The organism is Ruegeria sp. HKCCD3925 (genome assembly GCF_057221175.1).
In genome coordinates, this window is the sequence record NZ_JBWVBI010000001.1 from 402,297 (window position 1) to 419,858 (window position 17,562).

At 56.1% G+C, this 17,562-nt stretch carries 18 protein-coding genes and 1 pseudogene; 8 read left to right on the top strand and 11 right to left on the bottom strand.

Features of this window, described 5'->3' with window-relative positions:
• Window positions 1-2 precede the first annotated feature (2 nt).
• Window positions 3-1,406, bottom strand: a complete 1,404-nt coding sequence (locus tag AC2TEM_RS02020; protein ID WP_170421552.1) for an aminotransferase-like domain-containing protein — start codon at window positions 1,404-1,406, stop codon at window positions 3-5.
• 99 nt (window positions 1,407-1,505) lie between these two features.
• On the opposite strand from AC2TEM_RS02020, the gene AC2TEM_RS02025 reads away from it, so the two are divergent.
• Window positions 1,506-1,733 carry a YjiS-like domain-containing protein gene (locus tag AC2TEM_RS02025; protein ID WP_170393113.1) on the top strand — a complete coding sequence of 76 codons (228 nt, stop codon included), beginning with the start codon at window positions 1,506-1,508 and terminating at the stop codon, window positions 1,731-1,733.
• A 60-nt stretch (window positions 1,734-1,793) separates the two neighbouring features.
• Here the strand turns inward: AC2TEM_RS02025 and AC2TEM_RS02030 are convergent, their stop codons facing one another.
• Window positions 1,794-2,237, bottom strand: coding sequence for a PaaI family thioesterase (locus AC2TEM_RS02030; protein WP_170421549.1), 444 nt, complete (start codon window positions 2,235-2,237; stop codon window positions 1,794-1,796).
• A gap of 49 nt (window positions 2,238-2,286) precedes the next feature.
• On the opposite strand from AC2TEM_RS02030, the pseudogene AC2TEM_RS02035 reads away from it, so the two are divergent.
• The 4 genes and pseudogenes from AC2TEM_RS02035 to gluQRS all read left to right on the top strand — a co-directional run.
• Window positions 2,287-3,081 (top strand): annotated as a pseudogene (locus tag AC2TEM_RS02035) (enoyl-CoA hydratase); the annotation flags it as partial.
• Window positions 3,082-3,333: 252 nt separating this feature from the next.
• Complete coding sequence (gene trmFO / locus AC2TEM_RS02040) at window positions 3,334-4,674, top strand: methylenetetrahydrofolate--tRNA-(uracil(54)-C(5))-methyltransferase (FADH(2)-oxidizing) TrmFO (RefSeq protein WP_170421543.1); 1,341 nt, start codon at window positions 3,334-3,336, stop codon at window positions 4,672-4,674.
• Window positions 4,675-4,712: 38 nt separating this feature from the next.
• Complete coding sequence (locus tag AC2TEM_RS02045; RefSeq protein WP_170421540.1) at window positions 4,713-5,327, top strand: class I SAM-dependent methyltransferase; 615 nt, start codon at window positions 4,713-4,715, stop codon at window positions 5,325-5,327.
• Complete coding sequence (gluQRS, locus tag AC2TEM_RS02050; protein ID WP_170421537.1) at window positions 5,324-6,169, top strand: tRNA glutamyl-Q(34) synthetase GluQRS; 846 nt, start codon at window positions 5,324-5,326, stop codon at window positions 6,167-6,169. The genes AC2TEM_RS02045 and gluQRS overlap by 4 nt, the downstream gene beginning before the upstream one ends.
• A 23-nt stretch (window positions 6,170-6,192) precedes the next feature.
• Here the strand turns inward: gluQRS and hisI are convergent, their stop codons facing one another.
• The gene (hisI, locus tag AC2TEM_RS02055; RefSeq protein ID WP_170421534.1) at window positions 6,193-6,582 is read right to left on the bottom strand and encodes a phosphoribosyl-AMP cyclohydrolase; all 390 of its coding nucleotides are present in this window, start codon (window positions 6,580-6,582) and stop codon (window positions 6,193-6,195) included.
• A gap of 48 nt (window positions 6,583-6,630) precedes the next feature.
• Here hisI and AC2TEM_RS02060 point away from each other — a divergent pair, with 48 nt between their 5' ends.
• Window positions 6,631-7,083: an iron-sulfur cluster assembly scaffold protein gene (locus tag AC2TEM_RS02060; protein ID WP_170421531.1), complete on the top strand. Its 453-nt coding sequence runs from the start codon at window positions 6,631-6,633 to the stop codon at window positions 7,081-7,083.
• Between the two features lie 56 nt (window positions 7,084-7,139).
• On the top strand, window positions 7,140-7,778 hold the full coding sequence (locus AC2TEM_RS02065) for a MarC family protein (RefSeq protein ID WP_170393121.1): 639 nt from the start codon (window positions 7,140-7,142) through the stop codon (window positions 7,776-7,778).
• A gap of 186 nt (window positions 7,779-7,964) precedes the next feature.
• Here the strand turns inward: AC2TEM_RS02065 and AC2TEM_RS02070 are convergent, their stop codons facing one another.
• The 5 genes from AC2TEM_RS02070 to sciP all read right to left on the bottom strand — a co-directional run bounded on the left by AC2TEM_RS02070 (window position 7,965) and on the right by sciP (window position 13,757).
• The gene (locus tag AC2TEM_RS02070) at window positions 7,965-8,087 is read right to left on the bottom strand and encodes a hypothetical protein (RefSeq protein ID WP_255612104.1); all 123 of its coding nucleotides are present in this window, start codon (window positions 8,085-8,087) and stop codon (window positions 7,965-7,967) included.
• 110 nt (window positions 8,088-8,197) lie between these two features.
• A complete protein-coding gene (gene recG / locus AC2TEM_RS02075; RefSeq protein WP_170421528.1) occupies window positions 8,198-10,288 on the bottom strand; it encodes an ATP-dependent DNA helicase RecG in 2,091 nt (696 codons plus the stop codon).
• Window positions 10,285-12,537 (bottom strand): NAD-dependent DNA ligase LigA, encoded by a 2,253-nt coding sequence (gene ligA, locus AC2TEM_RS02080; RefSeq protein ID WP_170421525.1) that lies wholly within the window; start codon window positions 12,535-12,537, stop codon window positions 10,285-10,287. Before ligA ends, recG begins: the two co-directional genes overlap by 4 nt.
• A 125-nt stretch (window positions 12,538-12,662) precedes the next feature.
• Window positions 12,663-13,379: a response regulator transcription factor CtrA gene (ctrA, locus tag AC2TEM_RS02085; protein ID WP_170393124.1), complete on the bottom strand. Its 717-nt coding sequence runs from the start codon at window positions 13,377-13,379 to the stop codon at window positions 12,663-12,665.
• Window positions 13,380-13,463: 84 nt separating this feature from the next.
• The gene (gene sciP, locus AC2TEM_RS02090) at window positions 13,464-13,757 is read right to left on the bottom strand and encodes a CtrA inhibitor SciP (protein ID WP_170393125.1); all 294 of its coding nucleotides are present in this window, start codon (window positions 13,755-13,757) and stop codon (window positions 13,464-13,466) included.
• 130 nt (window positions 13,758-13,887) lie between these two features.
• Here sciP and mnmA point away from each other — a divergent pair, with 130 nt between their 5' ends.
• Window positions 13,888-15,033: a tRNA 2-thiouridine(34) synthase MnmA gene (gene mnmA, locus AC2TEM_RS02095; protein ID WP_170421523.1), complete on the top strand. Its 1,146-nt coding sequence runs from the start codon at window positions 13,888-13,890 to the stop codon at window positions 15,031-15,033.
• On the opposite strand, the gene AC2TEM_RS02100 is transcribed toward mnmA, so the two are convergent.
• From AC2TEM_RS02100 to AC2TEM_RS02110, 3 genes are read right to left on the bottom strand one after another with little or no spacing between them, the layout of a single operon-like run.
• Window positions 15,030-15,611 carry a cadmium resistance transporter gene (locus tag AC2TEM_RS02100; protein ID WP_170421521.1) on the bottom strand — a complete coding sequence of 194 codons (582 nt, stop codon included), beginning with the start codon at window positions 15,609-15,611 and terminating at the stop codon, window positions 15,030-15,032. The genes mnmA and AC2TEM_RS02100 overlap by 4 nt on opposite strands.
• Window positions 15,611-16,768 carry a lipid-A-disaccharide synthase gene (gene lpxB / locus AC2TEM_RS02105; protein ID WP_170421517.1) on the bottom strand — a complete coding sequence of 386 codons (1,158 nt, stop codon included), beginning with the start codon at window positions 16,766-16,768 and terminating at the stop codon, window positions 15,611-15,613. Before lpxB ends, AC2TEM_RS02100 begins: the two co-directional genes overlap by 1 nt.
• Window positions 16,768-17,562, bottom strand: coding sequence for a UDP-2,3-diacylglucosamine diphosphatase LpxI domain-containing protein (locus AC2TEM_RS02110; protein ID WP_170421514.1), 795 nt, complete (start codon window positions 17,560-17,562; stop codon window positions 16,768-16,770). Before AC2TEM_RS02110 ends, lpxB begins: the two co-directional genes overlap by 1 nt.

Below are 17,562 nucleotides of genomic sequence, written 5' to 3' on the forward strand. Positions count from 1 at the left end.
GGCTAGACGCTTATTTGTTCGGGTGGGTTATCGAGCAGCGCGCGCAGACGCAGCATGGCATCTTCGAACTTCTCGAGCGAGACATGCCCATTCACCGCTATACGAACGGCATTTGGCGCGCGACCATCCCGCAGCGCGAATTCATCGGCCGATCGCAGCTGAATACCTTCCCGCTCGGCCGCCCGGCTGAACGCAGCAGACCGCCAACCGGAAGGCAAATGAAGCCAGACGAAGGGAATCTCCGAATCCCAGTTTAGATCGAAGCCACCCAGGGCGTTTACCGCCACACGTACATATTCGCCCATCTTGGTACGGACGTTTTTTGCAAGTTGCCTCGCCTCTGGATGTCCCAACAGCAACCGCGTCAACTCAGCCAAAGGCTGGGCGAGCCCGAAATACCCGTATTCTGCAGAACGCCGCAGATCGACGCTCTGCTCTTTCGGTGCGATGGCGAAACCTACCCGTAATGCTGGTGTTAGAGTTTTCGAAATTGACGAAACATGCCAGCCCCGTTCGGGTGCCAAAGCACGATAGCTGGGCGCGCGGGCCTCGCCCATGCGATAGCAATCGTCTTCGATGATCTGTAATTCATGCTTTCGCGCAATCTCGACAACTTCTTTGCGCCGCTCCAAAGGTGAATGCCCGCCCGTTGGGTTCTGCACTTCGGGTGAGACGCAGATCGCCTGCGCCTTCGTTTGCCTGAGAATGTGGTCCAGCGCATCGGGGCTTATGCCCCATTTGTCCATTTTTACCCCGACAACCTCGGCGCGCATCAACTCACCTGCCCGTCTGAACCCGGCATAAGACAAGTCCTCAACCAACACGATGGGTTTTGGATCTTTCAGAACGGTCTGGAACACAACGCAAATGCCACTTTGCCCACCATGTGTCAGTACAATGTCATCTGCATTAATTGAGCCCAGAGGAAGATCTGACAACCAGTCGGCCACAACCTGGCGCACGGGTAGGTAGGCATCTCGGGTCGGATAGTTCATAAACATCCGCGGATCGCCTTTTGCAACCTTTTCAAGGCATTCGCGGATTAATGTCACCTGCCCCACATCCGGCAAGCGTGGGCTGAACAGGCTGACATTGGATTCATATTTGTCGTCCCTCAGATGTAGCTGCCGCGACCAGACATCATCCAGAATGGGCGATCTCGGCGGGGCTACAAATGTACCACGCCCGACCTCGGCTTGTAGCAAACCTTCGTCGGTCAGGATCGTATAGGCGCGCGCGACAGTGCCTGGTGTAATCTTTAATCGATACGCTAACTCACGCACCGGAGGCAGTTTCTTTCCAACCTCCAGCGTTTTGTTTTCTATCGCTTTTCGGATCGTGTCAGCGACCAGAGTATATTTTGGACCTTTGGATTTCGGTAGCGCCTCTGGCCAAATTGTATCCATTACAATTCTTCCTTTGATTTCGACACAATGCTGAATGTATCAAAGCAGTGTACCGAACATTTTTACTTTGTGTCAATACAATTTGAAAGGATACCCAAGATGACACGCGCAATGCACAACCCCGCCCTCTTGCTGCTGAACGACAGCCCTCGGCTGCCGCTGATCGCCGCGCTGGCCGTGCGGTTTGCGGCGTCGGTCACACAATGGGAACAACGCCGCCGCAGCCGGGTAAACTTAGGTAAGCTGGATGACAGGCTGCTCCGCGATGTCGGGCTGACCCGCCATCGGGCAGATGCAGAAGTCAGCCGCTATTTCTGGATGAAATAGACTATCCCCAGTCCCATCTAAGGGACCTCTTCCTGGCCGGGGTTTATCCCCGGCCTTTTTTTACCCAAAGGCAGCAGCGGCTGAGCCTTCTGGAGGAAGCGAATAGGTCATGCTGGCCCGCGCGACGGGCTTGTCAGAGCCTTCCGAGTAAATCAGCACATCCCCAACAGCCAGCGTTCTACCTAATTTCAACAACTTACACTCGGCAATCAGGTCCGCCCCGCCTTCCGGCTTGCGCAAGAAATCCAGAGAACTGTTGGTGGTGACAGCCAGAGATTGCCGACCTTTCCGTGCCAAAACCATTGCATATACACTGACATCAGCCAGCCCGAACATGGACGGACCAGATACTGTGCCTCCGGGGCGTAGGTGACGGTCTTCGACCCTCAGGCGCATGGTGATGTTTGCTTCTGTCAGATCCTCGACGACAAAGTCGCTATGAACCTGTGGAAACACCTGCGCCAGGTATTCCGTCAATTCTTGCTTGTTCAGTGCTAATGACATGCTTCCCCTCGTCGCTCTGCCCGCCTAGAGTTGGCCTGAACGCCAGCGGGAGGGCAAGATGGCAATTCTGGAACGTCACGACACAGGTGCGATTGCACGGCTTCGAATGAACGCGCCTGAGCGGTTGAACGCCCTCAGCGATGAAATGCTGGCGGCCCTTCAGGCAGAGTTCGATGCGCTGCGCGAAGACAAGTCGATTCGTGTTGTTGTTATTTCCGGTGCGGGGAAAGCGTTTTGCGCGGGGCACGATCTGAAACAGATGACCCAGGGGCGGCAGGCACCCGATGGTGGGCTTTCCTATTTTCAGGATCTGTTCGACCGATGTGCCAAGATGATGATGTCCATTCAGTCCCTGCCCCAACCCGTGATCGCCCAAGCGCACGGGATCGCCACTGCCGCAGGGTGTCAGCTTGTAGCAACCTGTGACCTGGCAATCGCGGCCGAGGGCACACGGTTCGGCGTAAATGGTGTCAATATCGGCTTGTTCTGCTCCACTCCGATGGTGGCTCTCAGCCGGAATATACCGCGGAAACAGGCGTTTGAAATGCTCACGACCGGTGATTTTATCACCGCCGAACGCGCGGCTGAGCTGGGTCTGATCAATCGAGCGGTTCCCGAGAACTTGTTGGAAGATGAAACCAATGCGTTGGCCGAGAAGTTGGCAGGCAAGCTCAGCAGTGCGGTAAAAATCGGTAAAACCGCTTTTTATCAACAGATTACAATGCGGACTGATCAGGCATACGATTATACCGCCGAGGTAATGGCACAGAATATGATGGACCGGAATACTGAGGAAGGAATTAGTGCCTTTATCGAAAAGCGCCCGCCTGATTGGCACCAGTAACGCAATTATTTAATACATTTTTTGCCGACTGTTCGCATTTTTTCACTTTTCAAAAGGGCGACACTGTGGCAAAGCTGGGTCAAGGCCAAGGCCTGACCATACTTTTGGGTCGCCGTGGGCGGAAGGTCCCTCCAAGCTGGTTTCTCTCACCGGCGTTGACATTCCCGCAGCGGCGACCCCAAGAATCCCCCTCAGAACTAAAGCGATTACTGCGCATTGCGCATGGCGCTGCTCTGCCCTATTTGGCAGCACATGACAGAGACATTGCATATCGTGGGCGGCGGCATGGCCGGGTCCGAGGCCGCCTGGCAGGCAGCGGAAATGGGCGTGGATGTTGTGATCCACGAAATGCGTCCTAATGTGGGCACGTTTGCACACCAGACCGGCAATCTGGCCGAGATGGTGTGTTCGAACTCATTCCGATCGGATGATGATGAACAGAATGCAGTCGGCTTGCTGCATTGGGAAATGCGCGCGGCAAACGGGTTGATCATGACGACCGCAGATAGCCATCGCCTGCCTGCGGGTGGCGCGCTTGCGGTTGACCGTGATCCTTTTGCCGAAGCCGTAACTGCCAAGCTGAAGGCCCATCCACGGGTCTCGGTCTCAGCGGAAGAAGTTACCAGTCTACCCCAAGACGGAAAGTGGATCTTTGCAACCGGGCCGTTGACCTCGCCCGCATTGGGGGAAGCCATTCGCGCAGAGACTGGTGCCGAGGCGCTGGCCTTTTTCGACGCGATCGCCCCCATCGTCTATGCAGACAGCATTGATATGAGCAAAGCCTGGATGCAGTCACGCTACGATAAGGGCGAGACTGAGGAAGAGCGCACCGCCTACCTCAACTGTCCGATGGATCGTGACCAGCACGAAGCCTTCATTAATGCGCTGCTGGCTGCAGATAAGACCGAATTCCACGAGGGAGAGACCGCTGGTTATTTCGACGGCTGTCTGCCGATCGAGGTTATGGCCGAGCGCGGTCGTGAAACTTTACGCCATGGCCCGATGAAACCTGTTGGCCTGACAAATCCGCATCAACCGGACGTAAAACCTTATGCCGTCGTCCAATTGCGGCGCGACAATGCCTTGGGCACGTTGTTCAATATCGTCGGTTTTCAAACCAAGATGAAGTACGGAGCGCAGACCGAGGTATTTCGTATGATACCGGGTCTGGAAAATGCCAGCTTTGCGCGATTGGGTGGCATTCACCGCAATACTTTCATCAACTCTCCGACTTTGCTGGACGCGCAGATGCGGCTTAAGTCTAGGCCAAATATTCGTTTTGCGGGGCAAATCACGGGGGTGGAAGGGTATGTGGAAAGCGCAGCGATGGGCCTTTTGGCAGGCCGTTTGGCCGCTGCCGAAATACTAGGCCGATCCCTTCCCGACGTACCGCAAGACAGTGCGATGGGCGCATTGATCCACCACATCACGGGCGGCGCCGAAGCCAAGACCTTCCAGCCGATGAACGTGAATTTCGGTTTGTTTCGTCCGGTCGACGGCCTGAAGGGGGGGCGCCGAGGCCGCAAGGACCGCTACAAGGCCTATACCGATCGCGCAAAAGAAGTCTGGAGCGATTGGGTAAAGCAGTGTTGACTGGACGTCGCCCCCAGCCTGCGCCTAACATGTAAGGTATGAGCGATAAGTTTCTGAAAGACACATACAATCTGAATTCTGCCCAGGAAACGCACGATCACTACCAAAAATGGGCGGCCTCATACGATGATGAAGTCGGTGAGCACGGATATGTCACCCCTGACCGTGTTGCGGCAGCATTGAAATCCTTTGTCTCAGATGCTGATGCGCCAGTGCTGGACTACGGATGCGGTACCGGGTTGTCGGGTTTAGCACTTCGCAAGGCGGGTTTTCGTGTCATCGATGGGATGGATCCAACACCAAAGATGCTGGAAGGTGCCGCTGCCAAGGGGGTTTATCGCAACTTGATAAACTTCGAAGTTACTGATCCCAACCCCATTGAGGCCGAGGCTTACTCAGCCATAACATGCATTGGCGTCATCGGCGTTGGTGCCGCGCCGCCTGAAACCTTTGATCTACTTATGAACGCGCTGCCACGTGGCGGATATCTGGCGTTTTCCTTCAACGATCACACTTTGGCTGACCGCACCTACACCGGGCGGCTGAACGACTGGCTGGACATGGGTCACGCAAGGCTGTTATTCCGCGAATACGGTCCGCATCTACCGGGTATGGACATGAAATCAGACGTTTATGTTGTTGAAAAAACGTGACATTCACAACGCGTTTTGCGCCATCGCCAACAGGTCCGCTGCATTTGGGGCATGCCTATTCCGCGCTTCTTGCGTTTGATCAGGCACGGGCTGCGGGTGGATCATTTCTTTTACGGATCGAAGATATTGATCAATCGCGATCCAGGTCCCATTGGGAAACCCAGATCTACGACGACCTGCACTGGCTTGGACTGCGCTGGCCGCACCCGGCGATGCGCCAGTCGGACAGGCTGCCGCGATACAGAGAGGCATTGGAAATTCTGAAAAACATGGGCCTTGTCTACCCTTGCAGCTGCAATCGTGCCGATATCGAATCTGCGGCCGGTGCTCCGCAGGAAGGTGTACCCCAGTTCGGACCTGACGGGCGCATCTATCCAGGCACGTGCCGCGACCGCCCTTTGTCGGATGCTTCAGCTGGGGATGTTCTGCGCCTGAACATGCACAAGGCAATCAAGGCATCCGAACTTCGTGGATTTTGTGAAACTGGTGCGAAGTATTTGGGAACGCATGAGCTTGATGCGCACAACCTCATGAACGCGGTTGGCGACATCATTCTCGTTCGGCGCAATATGGGCAGTTCGTATCACCTGTCCGTCGTGGTTGATGATGCGGATCAGAACATCTCCCATGTGGTCCGGGGCGAGGATTTGTTCGATGCCACGCAGATACATGTCCTTTTACAAGGGCTGCTTGGTTTGCCGACACCTGTTTATCATCATCACCGTCTGATCCGGGACAACAACGGCAAACGCCTCGCAAAACGTGACGACGCACGCGCCATCTCGCTTTATCGCGAACAAGGAGCATCTCCTGCTGAAATCAGAAAGATGGTGGACATTTGACCTGACCACCATCAGAGGCCCCACTATTCCATCGGCTTCATGAGTTCGACTTCGGTCCCATCGCGGACGGCCGTGTAGAAACAACTTCGCCGGTTGGTGTGACAGGCTGGCCCCGTTTGGTTCACCACAACCAGCAGGCAATCCCTGTCGCAATCGACGCGAAAATCCACCAGGGCCTGCAAGTGGCCTGAGCTTTCGCCCTTGATCCAGAACGCCTGTCGTGACCGCGACCAATACGTAACCCGTCCGGTTTCCAACGTGTGCTCGATGGATTGGGCATTCATCCAGGCCATCATCAGAACCTCGCCCGTCGCTTCGTCCTGTGCGATCGCGGGGATCAAACCCGCCTCGTTGAATTTCAGTGTCGACGGATCGAACAAGACTGCGTCAGCCATCGCAAAAACCTTTTGCATCCCAGAATCCCGCCATTATGTATGGGGAATGGACAACGAGGGAAAGCCATGAGCGGCGAAACCGATCTGATCAAGCTCTATTCCGGACGCATCTTGGCGCTAGCTGCGGATATTCCGCATCTGGATCGCTTGGATAATCCCGATGCGACGGTAAAGAAACGAGCCCCTTTGTGTGGATCGACCGTGACTGTAGACGTCAAGCTTGAAGATGGGCGGATCGTGGACTTTGGGCAAGACGTCAAGGCCTGTGCGTTGGGTCAGGCCTCGGCTTCGATCGTAGGCAGCGCCGTGATCGGGGCGACGCGGTCGCAGGTCGAAACCGCACGTGATCAGCTTTCCGCAATGCTGAAAAAAGACGGCCCTGCCCCCGAGGCGCCCTTTGACGGACTCGAAGTCCTGATGCCCGCGCGGGACTACAAGAACCGCCACGCGTCAATCCTGCTGGCGCTTGACGCGACCGCCGAGGCGATGGAGCAGGCCGAACAAGCCAACTGCGCCTGATTGGCTTTTCCATACAAAGCCGTATAGGGTGCCCCCAATGATTGGGGGGGGCTAACGTGAACAATTTGCTGGAACATTTTGTGACGCTCTGGGTCGTGATCGACCCGATCGGCACCATCCCCGTCTTTATCGCTGTCACTGCTGGAATCGCGACGGGTGCGCGTCGTAAAACTGCTTTACTGGCCGCGTTGGTCAGCGCAGGCATTCTGCTGTTCTTTCTGATCTTTGGGCAACTTGTGATCGAGGCTTTGGATATCGGCCTTAACTCGTTTCAGGTTGCAGGCGGAATTATTCTGTTTCTCTTCGCTCTGACCATGATCTTTGGCGAAAGCAAACAGGTGATCGAGCAGCGCCAGGCCGAAGAAGACCTGGACGACAAAATGCACAAGACCAATCCGGCCATTTTCCCTTTGGCCGTCCCTTCGCTTGCGTCACCGGGCGCGATGCTGGCGATAGTGGTTCTAACGGACAACAACCGATACAGCGTTGCCGATCAGAGCATCACTGCACTGGTTATGCTGGTCGTTATAGCCATAGCGTTTGTGCTGATGCTGCTGGCCGAGCCGATCATTCGGTTGATCGGGCATTCCGGCGCAGCGATCATCAGCCGCGTGATGGGGATGATCCTTGCATCTGTCGCCGTAAATTCAGTTCTATCCGCCACGATCGAAATCATCAAAACCGGACAGCTGTAAAAAAGAACCGCCGCACCTTCCGGGCGGAAAGGGCGGCGGCAAGTCATGCGTTTCTCATGTAGAGTCCGGATCACCGCACGGGGCCGAGGCAGGCCCCTTCAAGGGAAATGGGACAGGCAGGTCACCCTTGACTATGACGGGGAGACAAGCGCGGTGTGATCGGCACGAGATCGCAGGCAGAAAGGCTTAGAACCCGGTTGGCAGGTGAAGGGCAACCACCAGCATCACAACCAGTGAAACCGCGCCCGCTGCATCCTGCAAAATCGTGGATTGTGAACGGGTAAAGGCAGTTTTGATCTGGCTCAGCATGGTCTCACCTCCGGTCAGGTTTAATCCTTTGTTGACCTTTTGTTCTCATATTTTAACGAGTCGGTAAAGAACTTTTTGAGAACATTTGTGAACTTAGTGGGATTTTCGGTCTAACCCACTGATATCAAACGGATCGCCTGATCCTGCTTCATAAGCCACAGAAGAACACGCGCAGCCTGCCCCCGATCCGAGGTCAATTTGGGGTCTGCGGACAGCAAAGCGCGCGCATCTGATTGCGCCACCGCCATCAGCCCAGCTTGCCTTTCAAGATCAGCTATCCGGAACTTTGGCAGGCCAGATTGTGCGGTTCCGATCAAGTCACCCGCACCGCGCATCTGCAGATCGGTCTCGGCAATGCGGAAGCCGTCTTCAGTTTCTCGGAGTACCTCCAGCCGTTTGCGACCACCCTCGCTAAGCGGTGGCTGATACATCAACAAACAGGTTGAGGCATCTTCACCACGTCCAACTCGGCCCCTAAGCTGATGCAACTGCGCCAGACCAAAAATCTCTGCCCGCTCAATCACCATGATCGTGGCGTTGGGCACGTTCACCCCAACCTCGATCACCGTAGTAGCGACAAGGACTTTGGTCTTACCACTCTGAAACACCGCCATTGCCGCGTCTTTATCGGCGGGCGGCATTTGGCCGTGTACCAGACCCACCACATCGTCCCCCAAGATCGCGCGCAACCTTTTGAAACGCTCTTCAGCTGCAGTCAGGTCCGAGACCTCGGATTCATCGACTAATGGGCACACCCAATAGCATTGTTTGCCTGCATCAATCGCACCGCGCAGATGGGCCACAACTTCGTCCATGCGTCGCGTGCTGACGACTGCGGTCTTGATCGGTTTACGACCCGGCGGCTTTTCATCCAGCACCGAGACGTCCATATCGCCGTACTGCGCAAGCGCCAAACTGCGCGGGATGGGCGTAGCGGTCATCACCAGCACATCAGCGCGTTGGCCCTTTTCGGACAGCTCCATGCGTTGGCGGACGCCAAAACGGTGCTGCTCATCAACGATGGCCAGCCTTAGGGCTTTGAATTCAACATCGTCCTGAAACACCGCGTGGGTTCCGACCAATATCTGAATATCTCCCTGCTTCAGCGCAGCCAGCTTCGCTCGACGCTCAGCCCCCTTGTCGCGCCCGGTCAGGATTTCCAGCACAACTCCGGCTTCTTCTGCCAACGGACGCAGCCCTTCAAGATGCTGCCGGGCAAGGATTTCGGTAGGGGCCATCATCACCCCCTGCCCGCCAGCTTCGACGGCTATAAGCAGCGAAACAAATGCTACCAGAGTCTTTCCTGCCCCCACATCGCCCTGAAGCAACCGGTTCATCCGCGTCTCAGCGGCCATATCTGCCGAGATTTCCTCGATCGCGCGTGTCTGCGCTCCGGTTGGTCGATATGGAAGGCTTGCCAGCACCTTGGATTGCAAAGCACCGGTGCCGAGACTGACGATCCCTCGCGCTTTACGCTCACGCTGTCGTGCCAGGGCCAGCGTCAGTTGATGTGCGAGCAGCTCATCGTAAGCCAGACGTTCCCGCGCAGGCGCAAAAGGTGCTACGTCGTCCGCCCCTTGTGGGTGATGCGCCGCGTGAACAGCAGTTGTCCAATCTGGCCAATTCTGTTGTGCCACCTGAGCGGGGTCGGCCCATTCGGCCAATGCAGGTACTCGCGCCAACGCACTTTGAGCAGCTTTATAGGCAGTTTTTTGCGTCACACCCTGAGTCAGATGATAAACCGGCTCAAACTCGGGCAATTCGCCTGCGTTTTCAGGCGCTACCATATGATCGGGGTGTACCATCTGAGCCATGCCATCGAACAGCTCAAGCTTTCCCGATACCACCCGGCGTGCGCCCTCCGGCAACAGCTTCTTCAGATAGTCCCCTCGGGCATGAAAAAACACCAGTTGGAAATCCGCCTGACTGTCTTCAACATGAATGCGATATGCGCCCCCTTTGTTCCGCGGTGCTCGATGCGCGCCGATTGTCACCTCAACAGTCAGAGTCGTCGGAAGGTCGGCGCCCTGAATCGTATCGCGTCGCCGCCGGTCAATCACCGCATAGGGTAGCGAAAACAATACATCGCGCGGTGAATCGATCCCTAATTGGCCCAGAAGCTGCGCGGTCTTCGGCCCCACACCATCTAGTGTTTCAAGACCCGCAAACAGCGGAAAGAGCTGTTCAGGCCTGCCGCTCATAGATCGCCAATCAGTTGAAGCCAGCTATCTTCATCCAAGGTTTCGATGCCCAGATCAGCCGCTTTTTTCGCCTTGGACCCTGCGCCCGGGCCCGCCACGAGCAAATCAGTTTTCTGACTGACCGAGCCGGATACTTTGGCCCCTAACGCTTCGGCGCGGGCCTTGGCCTCGGCGCGTGTCATCTTTTCAAGCGTTCCTGTAAACACGACGGTTTTTCCTGCGACTGGACTGTCTGACGCAGGAGCCTCTGGTGGAACAACCGTCAGATGTTTACGCAGATCATCAAATGCTTGGCGTTCCTCCGAATTGGCAAACGCATCAGATAGTGACAACCCGAGCGTGGCGCCGATTCCGTCGATACCAATCAGATCAGCCCAGGCGCTCGCGGCATCTGTCGAAACATCCATTCGCGCGAAAGCCGCGTCCCGAACTTCTTTAACTTTCGCGCGTCTCGCTTCTGCAGTAGCCGCGATTCTCTCGGCGTCTTCCGCTTCATCGGCTGCACGCTGCGCAAGCGCGGCAGGCCGGGCCGTATCAATGGAGGCCGCCATTACATCCCATTCCCGATAAAACAACGCCAAATCTCGTGCACCAACTTCGCCCACATGACGAATCCCCAGAGCGAACAACAGACGGGCAAACGGTATGGTTCGCTTGTCATCGATCGCTGCAAACAGGTTGCTTGCCGATGTCTCGCCCCAGCCGTCGCGGTTTTTCAACCGGGCCAGGTTTTCGGTGTCGCGATCTTTCAACGTAAATATATCAGCGGGTGTGTTTATTGGCAGAAGAGGATCGCCATAAAACATCTCGATTTGTTTTGCGCCAAGCCCTTCGATATCGAACGCCTTGCGCGATACGAAATGTTTGAGTTTTTCAACCGCCTGAGCGGGACATATCAGCCCCCCTGTGCAGCGGCGGACCGCATCCCCCTCTTCCCGGATCGCGTCGCTGTCACATTCCGGGCATGTCGTCGGGAAAGCGAAGGGCCGCGCATCATCGGGTCGTTTCGACAGATCAACATCCGAGATTTTCGGGATCACATCCCCGGCCCGATAGACCTGAACCCAATCTCCAACGCGAATATCCTTGCCCTCACGAATGACTCCGCCTTTGGCGTCCCGCCCTGCAATATAATCTTCATTGTGTAGGGTCGCGTTCGAAACAACTACCCCGCCAACGGTTACCGGATGCAGCCGCGCTACCGGGCTAAGCGCGCCGGTACGGCCCACCTGAATGTCGATGGCTACAAGCCGCGTCCAAGCCAGTTCGGCAGGAAACTTGTGCGCAATCGCCCAGCGGGGCGTGGTAGATCGGAAACCCAGCCGGGCCTGCAGACTCAGATCATCGACCTTGTATACGACCCCATCAATGTCATAGCCCAAGGTCGCGCGCTGAGCTTCAATCTGACGGTAATGTTCCAACATCTCATTAGTCGTTGAGCAACGCCTTGTCAGCGCATTGACCTGGAACCCCAAGGTTTTGAGGCGATCAATTGCATCCATCTGAGTCTCAGCTAGCGGTGCAGACAATTCACCCCAGGCGTAGGCAAAGAATTTCAGCGGGCGAGATCGTGTTATTTCGGAATCCAGTTGACGGAGCGAACCAGCCGCAGCGTTGCGCGGATTTGCAAAGGTCTTTCCACCTGTTTCGACCTGACGTGCGTTCAAAGCCTCGAAATCATGGTGAGACATGTAGACCTCGCCGCGAACCTCAAGAACGTCTGGTGCACCCTCAATTCGGTGTGGAATATCGGAAAGCGTACGCGCATTTGCGGTAACGTTTTCACCGGTCTCACCATCACCACGTGTTGCAGCCTGCATCAGTTCACCCTGCTCATACCGCAGGGATAATGACAGGCCGTCGATTTTGGGCTCAGCTGTATAGGCGAGCGGTGCCTCATCTCCCAGTCCCAGATATTTGCGGATCGAGCGGTCAAAATCGGCAACATCCGTGTCATCAAACGCATTGCCCAGTGACATCATACGCACGGCGTGGGTCACTTTTGCAAACCCGTCTGAAACGCGTGCGCCCACTTGTTCAGTAGGGCTGTCGGAGCGTTTCAGTTCGGGGAAACGCGCCTCGATCTCGGCATTGCGACGCTTGAGAGCATCATAGTCGGCATCCGAAATTTCTGGTGCATCTTCAGTGTGATAAAGCTGGTTTGCCCGCAGCAGTTCGTTGGCGAGCCGGGCCAATTCTTCCCGTGCTTCATCTTCTGTCAGATCTGCGATTGCTGTGGTATCGCTCATGGCCCCGCCCTGTCACATCGTCTTGAAAACCAGTGATAGGACGAGGCCATGGTCAGGTCCAGTGTTGTGCTGACACGCGAGTGGATTTACCGCCCCGGACCATTGACGGTAGCAATCAGATCAGATTAGGCGCCCACGGCCATGCGGGTTTCACCCATGTTGTTGGCTTGCGGATCACGCAGGACATATCCACGGCCCCAGACCGTCTCGATATAATTCTCACCACCGGTCGCATTGCTGAGTTTCTTGCGTAACTTGCAGATGAAGACGTCGATAATCTTGAGCTCGGGCTCATCCATGCCGCCGTAGAGATGGTTCAGGAACATTTCTTTGGTAAGTGTTGTCCCTTTCCGCAGGCTCAGAAGTTCCAGCATCTGATATTCCTTGCCTGTCAGGTGTACGGTTTTTCCGTTCACCTCTACGGTTTTGGCATCCAGATTTACGGCGACCTGCCCGGTGTGAATCACGGATTGAGAATGCCCCTTAGAGCGGCGGATAATCGCATGAATGCGCGCCACCAGCTCTTCGCGATGGAAAGGTTTGGTCAGATAATCGTCTGCTCCAAATCCAAATCCCTTGATCTTGCTTTCGGTGTCATCAGCGCCCGACAGAATCAGGATCGGTGTCTCTACTCGTGCTATGCGCAGTTGGCGCAACACTTCATGGCCGTTCATATCCGGCAGATTCAAGTCCAACAGGATGAGGTCGTAATCATATAGCTTGGCCAGATCGATGCCTTCTTCGCCAAGGTCCGTCGCATACACGTTGAGATTGGCGTGTGTCAGCATCAGTTCGATGCTTTTGGACGTGGTTGGATCATCCTCGACAAGAAGTATGCGCATGTTCACTGCTCCAATTTAGGTCAAATTCTTCAACTGATTTGAGCCTGAATAAAAATGGTTAATCTGACGTTACCGTTGAATCATTTATTCACTTTCACCTTTAAGTTGTCGATATTTTTTTAAGGCCGTTACCTTCAACGCATCGATCCCGTGCTCAGCAACTGCTGAGACCCACGAGTTGAACTCTTCATCGCTGATGCCATAGCGCTTTTTGGCTTCGGACAACGAAATCAACCCATAAAGTACACCACGCACGACGATCACCTTGCGCGACGCCACCCAGCGCCGCGTATCCGCAGGAGGCAAATCGGCGCGTGTCAGCACGCTCCCGTCCGGTAGGGTGACCGACCTTGGACCTTCCACTTTGTGCAAATACATCTCTCATACCTTCTGCTGCTGCGACAAAGCTGCACCCAGCCTACTTAAAAGGGCGTGAAACCGCCCCTTGAGAGTGTCTAGAATTTTCTTATATTCTGCCGGTCTTTCTTAACCCGGACAGGAACCGCCTATGGCCCTCGATACCGAGACCCCGCTGAACTCGCTTGGCTTTGCCAAACCACCCTCGGAAACGCGGGTTGTCGTGGCCATGTCTGGCGGTGTGGACAGCTCTGTTGTGGCGGCCCATCTCGCTGATCAAGGCTATGATGTCGTAGGTGTTACTCTGCAGCTTTACGATCACGGTGCGGCGTTGGCCAAGAAAGGCGCGTGCTGTGCGGGGATCGACATCCACGATGCGCGTCGCGTGGCGGAAGAACGCGGGTTCCCTCACTACGTCTTGGACTATGAAAATATCTTCAAGGACGCTGTAATCGACGAATTCGCCGACAGCTATCTTGCCGGCGCGACTCCGGTGCCCTGCATCCGTTGCAATGAACGGGTAAAGTTCAAGGACTTGCTTGAGACCGCCAAGGACCTTGAGGCCGACTGCATGGCCACGGGCCATTATATTCAGCGCAAGATGGGCGCAAATGGGGCCGAATTGCATAGTGCTGAGGATGCAAATCGCGATCAGTCCTATTTCCTATTTTCGACCACACCGGAACAGTTGGATTTCCTGCGTTTCCCGTTAGGCCACCTGCCCTCCAAGGACGCCACGCGCGAGATGGCGGCACAATATGGGCTGGCCGTTGCAGACAAGCCGGATAGTCAGGACATCTGTTTTGTGCCCAACGGAAACTATGCCAGCGTGATCGAAAAACTGCGCCCCGGAGCCGCAGAACCCGGTGAGATCGTACACGCCGATGGCCGCGTTCTGGCGCAGCATAACGGGGTGATTCACTATACGATCGGTCAGCGTCGTGGGCTCGGTATCGGTGGTCTCAGCGAACCTTTGTATGTGGTCAAGCTGGATGTGGACAAGAAACAGGTTGTTGTCGGCCCCAAAGAGATGTTGGCCACAAGAACCGTTCCCGTGCGCGAGATCAATTGGCTGGGTGACGAACCGTTCACGTCAAAGAACGAATGGCATGTTTCGGTCAAAGTCCGCTCGACCCGCCCCCCGCGTGAGGCGATTATTCGACCCCTTTCGGACACAACAGCCGAGGTTGAATTGCTGACGCCCGAGGAAGGTATCTCTCCGGGTCAGGCTTGTGTGTTCTACGAAACCGATAGCAGCCGTATCTTTGGCGGCGGCTGGATCTGGCGCGGTTACTAAATCGCGTCAGTCCACGAGTTGCTGAGGATATAGATCCCGGCACAAATCATCACGTAAGGCACCAGTTTCTCAAGCCGACGTGCGAAACCGCCGGTCATGATTGGGGATTGTGCACCCCAAAGCCCCAGCATGGTCAGCGTCAGCGCTGCGGCCACCGCGCCGGTGACACCCGCAATCCGATAGCTGGGGGCTGAGTCGGCCAATAGCGGCGCAAGCACAGCGAACGTGTCCATCGACAGACTTATGAACAGCAGCATGGTGACGAATGTCGAAGCACCCGTGGATATTTGAGGGGCCTCCTCGGTCTCCGATCCGCGGAACTGACGGATAACTCCGATCAGCCCGAGGCCAAGTGGTAACACGCCCAGATATCCAGCCCAATGTGGCACCACATCATCGACACCCAAGGCCAACAATAAGGCGGCAGCGATGATTAACATCTGCGCCAGCAGGAACCCCGCAACGGTCCGGCGCGGACCAGACACCATCATCAACGCTACAAGAGCTGCAAGGTTGTCGAGATTGGTCAAAACCTGCGCCATGAAGGCAGAAGCAGCAAAGATCACATGATCCAGCATCACGATTTCATTCTGTCCAAAACGGACCTTGCCGCACGCAAACCCGGTGCTTCGCCACCGCGACCAAGACGCTCCATCGTCGTCGCCATGGCTTGATGTTGGGCGTCGGGGGTGGCGGCCACCTGTTCCAACGCCGAAGCGATCTTGTCCGGTTGGCATTCATCCAGCAGACATTCGGGTACTGCGTGTGTCTCCGAGACCAGATTGACCAGTGTGACGGTGTCCAGCTTAACCATTCGTTTTGCGATCAGCGTGGTCAGCCAGTTGAGGTTATAGGCGATCACCATCGGTGTTGCCTGCGCGGCCAGTTCCAATGAGACCGTGCCGGATGCAGCCAATGCAATATCAGCTGCGGCAAACGCTGCCCGTTTCTGCGCTTGCGCGTCGTCCGAGGGCAATTCCCGCGGATCGACAACTATCGGATTCCCCGGCCAGTTCCGAACCTGTTCGACGACCGCATCAACCATATGTGCAACTGCGGGCACGACCACGCGCATACCGGGACGGTCTTTCAGAAATTCCTGCAAAGCAGCGCCAAAGATCGGAGCCAGCCGCTCGACCTCACCCCGTCGAGAGCCGGGCAATGCCAACAGAACGGGGGCGTCGCCGAGATCATGAGCCGCGCGGAATCGCTGGATATCCTGATCGGACGCAATGGGTTCGTTCACAACCGGATGGCCGACAAAGTCACACTCCATCCCTGCCCGCTCCATATAAGGCGGTTCAAAGGGTAACAGCGCAAGGACGTGATCGATTACTTTCGCCATCTTGTCTGCGCGCCCCGGTCTCCAGGCCCAGACGCTGGGGGCAACGTAGTGGACAGTGCGAATCTCGCTGGAGGCCTTTACCAGCTTAGCCACACGCAACGAGAAATCCGGGCTGTCGATAGTGATCAGTACATCAGGCTTCGTGTCTAGAACTGCCTGAGCAGTCTCAGCGATACGGCGTTTTAGGTGAAAGAACTTGGGCAGAACCTCGACCAACCCCATAATGCTGAGTTCAGACATGGGAAATCGGCTGGTCAGCCCCTGCGCCTGCATTAGCGGCCCGCCAACCCCATCAAACTGCACCTCTGGCAAAAGGGTGCGCAGACCTTCCATCAACGCGGCCCCTAAACGGTCGCCCGAAGGTTCACCGGCGACCAGAAATACGCGCATCAGACCGTGCGCTCGCGGACATAAAGAAACAGACCAAGGCGATTGCATTCATCAATCACGCGGTCGCGCTGCAAAACAATGACGCCGCCCTTTTCGATGACAATGCCCGACAGGCCCGCCGCGACGGCCGCCGAAACGGTGTCGGGTCCGATGGCAGGCATATCTGCGCGGCGATCCTGATCTGGTTTTGGACCCTTGTACAGAATGCCACCGCCCGCGTCGGGGCGCTGAGTCAAGGATTGCAGCATCCATGCGGTGCCATAGATGCCCTCGATCGCCAACGCTTGGGATTTCAGTACTACGCAAGCCTGACCGATATCCGCCGCCCCCATGTTGCGCAGAATTCCTGCCGCTCGATCTGCGTCGGTGTGATCCGCTTCAGAAGGCTGGGCTTCGGTCAATGAGCCAAGCGGCGGCAGCAAATCCGGCGCGATCTCATGCGCCGCACGGACCGTCAAACCGGCATCCTCAAATAAACCAATGACCGCGCGCAATGCGCCGTCGTCACCGGCCATGATGGCCTTTTGCAGGATCGGCACCAGCGGCATCGTCGCCGCATCAATGCGAGCTGGATTGACAGTCGGACGACGCACTGCCCCTGCCATGCAAATCTCGGTCACGCCGCGGGCTTTGAGATCGGCGATGAAGCTACCCAGTTGCTCCAATGGAAAAACCAAGTCGGTGGTCAGTGTATCGGGCTCAAACCCTTCCAGAGCGCAGATCAGCGGGCGGTTTGGCAGACAAGTGACCACCTCGTCTGGTAAAGCGCCAGTTCCTGCGATCAATGCCAGCAT

Excerpts from the sequence above, each read along its gene's own strand:
- AC2TEM_RS02020 (WP_170421552.1), bottom strand. The coding sequence starts at position 1,406 with ATGGATACAATTTGGCCAGAGGCGCTACCGAAATCCAAAGGTCCAAAA.
- lpxB (WP_170421517.1), bottom strand. The coding sequence starts at position 16,768 with ATGCGCGTATTTCTGGTCGCCGGTGAACCTTCGGGCGACCGTTTAGGG.
- trmFO (WP_170421543.1), top strand. The coding sequence starts at position 3,334 with ATGACAGAGACATTGCATATCGTGGGCGGCGGCATGGCCGGGTCCGAG.
- AC2TEM_RS02025 (WP_170393113.1), top strand. The coding sequence starts at position 1,506 with ATGACACGCGCAATGCACAACCCCGCCCTCTTGCTGCTGAACGACAGC.
- hisI (WP_170421534.1), bottom strand. The coding sequence starts at position 6,582 with ATGCAAAAGGTTTTTGCGATGGCTGACGCAGTCTTGTTCGATCCGTCG.
- AC2TEM_RS02100 (WP_170421521.1), bottom strand. The coding sequence starts at position 15,611 with ATGCTGGATCATGTGATCTTTGCTGCTTCTGCCTTCATGGCGCAGGTT.
- AC2TEM_RS02045 (WP_170421540.1), top strand. The coding sequence starts at position 4,713 with ATGAGCGATAAGTTTCTGAAAGACACATACAATCTGAATTCTGCCCAG.
- recG (WP_170421528.1), bottom strand. The coding sequence starts at position 10,288 with ATGAGCGGCAGGCCTGAACAGCTCTTTCCGCTGTTTGCGGGTCTTGAA.
- sciP (WP_170393125.1), bottom strand. The coding sequence starts at position 13,757 with ATGTATTTGCACAAAGTGGAAGGTCCAAGGTCGGTCACCCTACCGGAC.
- ligA (WP_170421525.1), bottom strand. The coding sequence starts at position 12,537 with ATGAGCGATACCACAGCAATCGCAGATCTGACAGAAGATGAAGCACGG.
- AC2TEM_RS02070 (WP_255612104.1), bottom strand. The coding sequence starts at position 8,087 with ATGCTGAGCCAGATCAAAACTGCCTTTACCCGTTCACAATCCACGATT.
- ctrA (WP_170393124.1), bottom strand. The coding sequence starts at position 13,379 with ATGCGCATACTTCTTGTCGAGGATGATCCAACCACGTCCAAAAGCATC.
- AC2TEM_RS02060 (WP_170421531.1), top strand. The coding sequence starts at position 6,631 with ATGAGCGGCGAAACCGATCTGATCAAGCTCTATTCCGGACGCATCTTG.
- mnmA (WP_170421523.1), top strand. The coding sequence starts at position 13,888 with ATGGCCCTCGATACCGAGACCCCGCTGAACTCGCTTGGCTTTGCCAAA.
- AC2TEM_RS02030 (WP_170421549.1), bottom strand. The coding sequence starts at position 2,237 with ATGTCATTAGCACTGAACAAGCAAGAATTGACGGAATACCTGGCGCAG.
- AC2TEM_RS02110 (WP_170421514.1), bottom strand. The coding sequence starts at position 17,562 with ATGCTGGCATTGATCGCAGGAACTGGCGCTTTACCAGACGAGGTGGTC.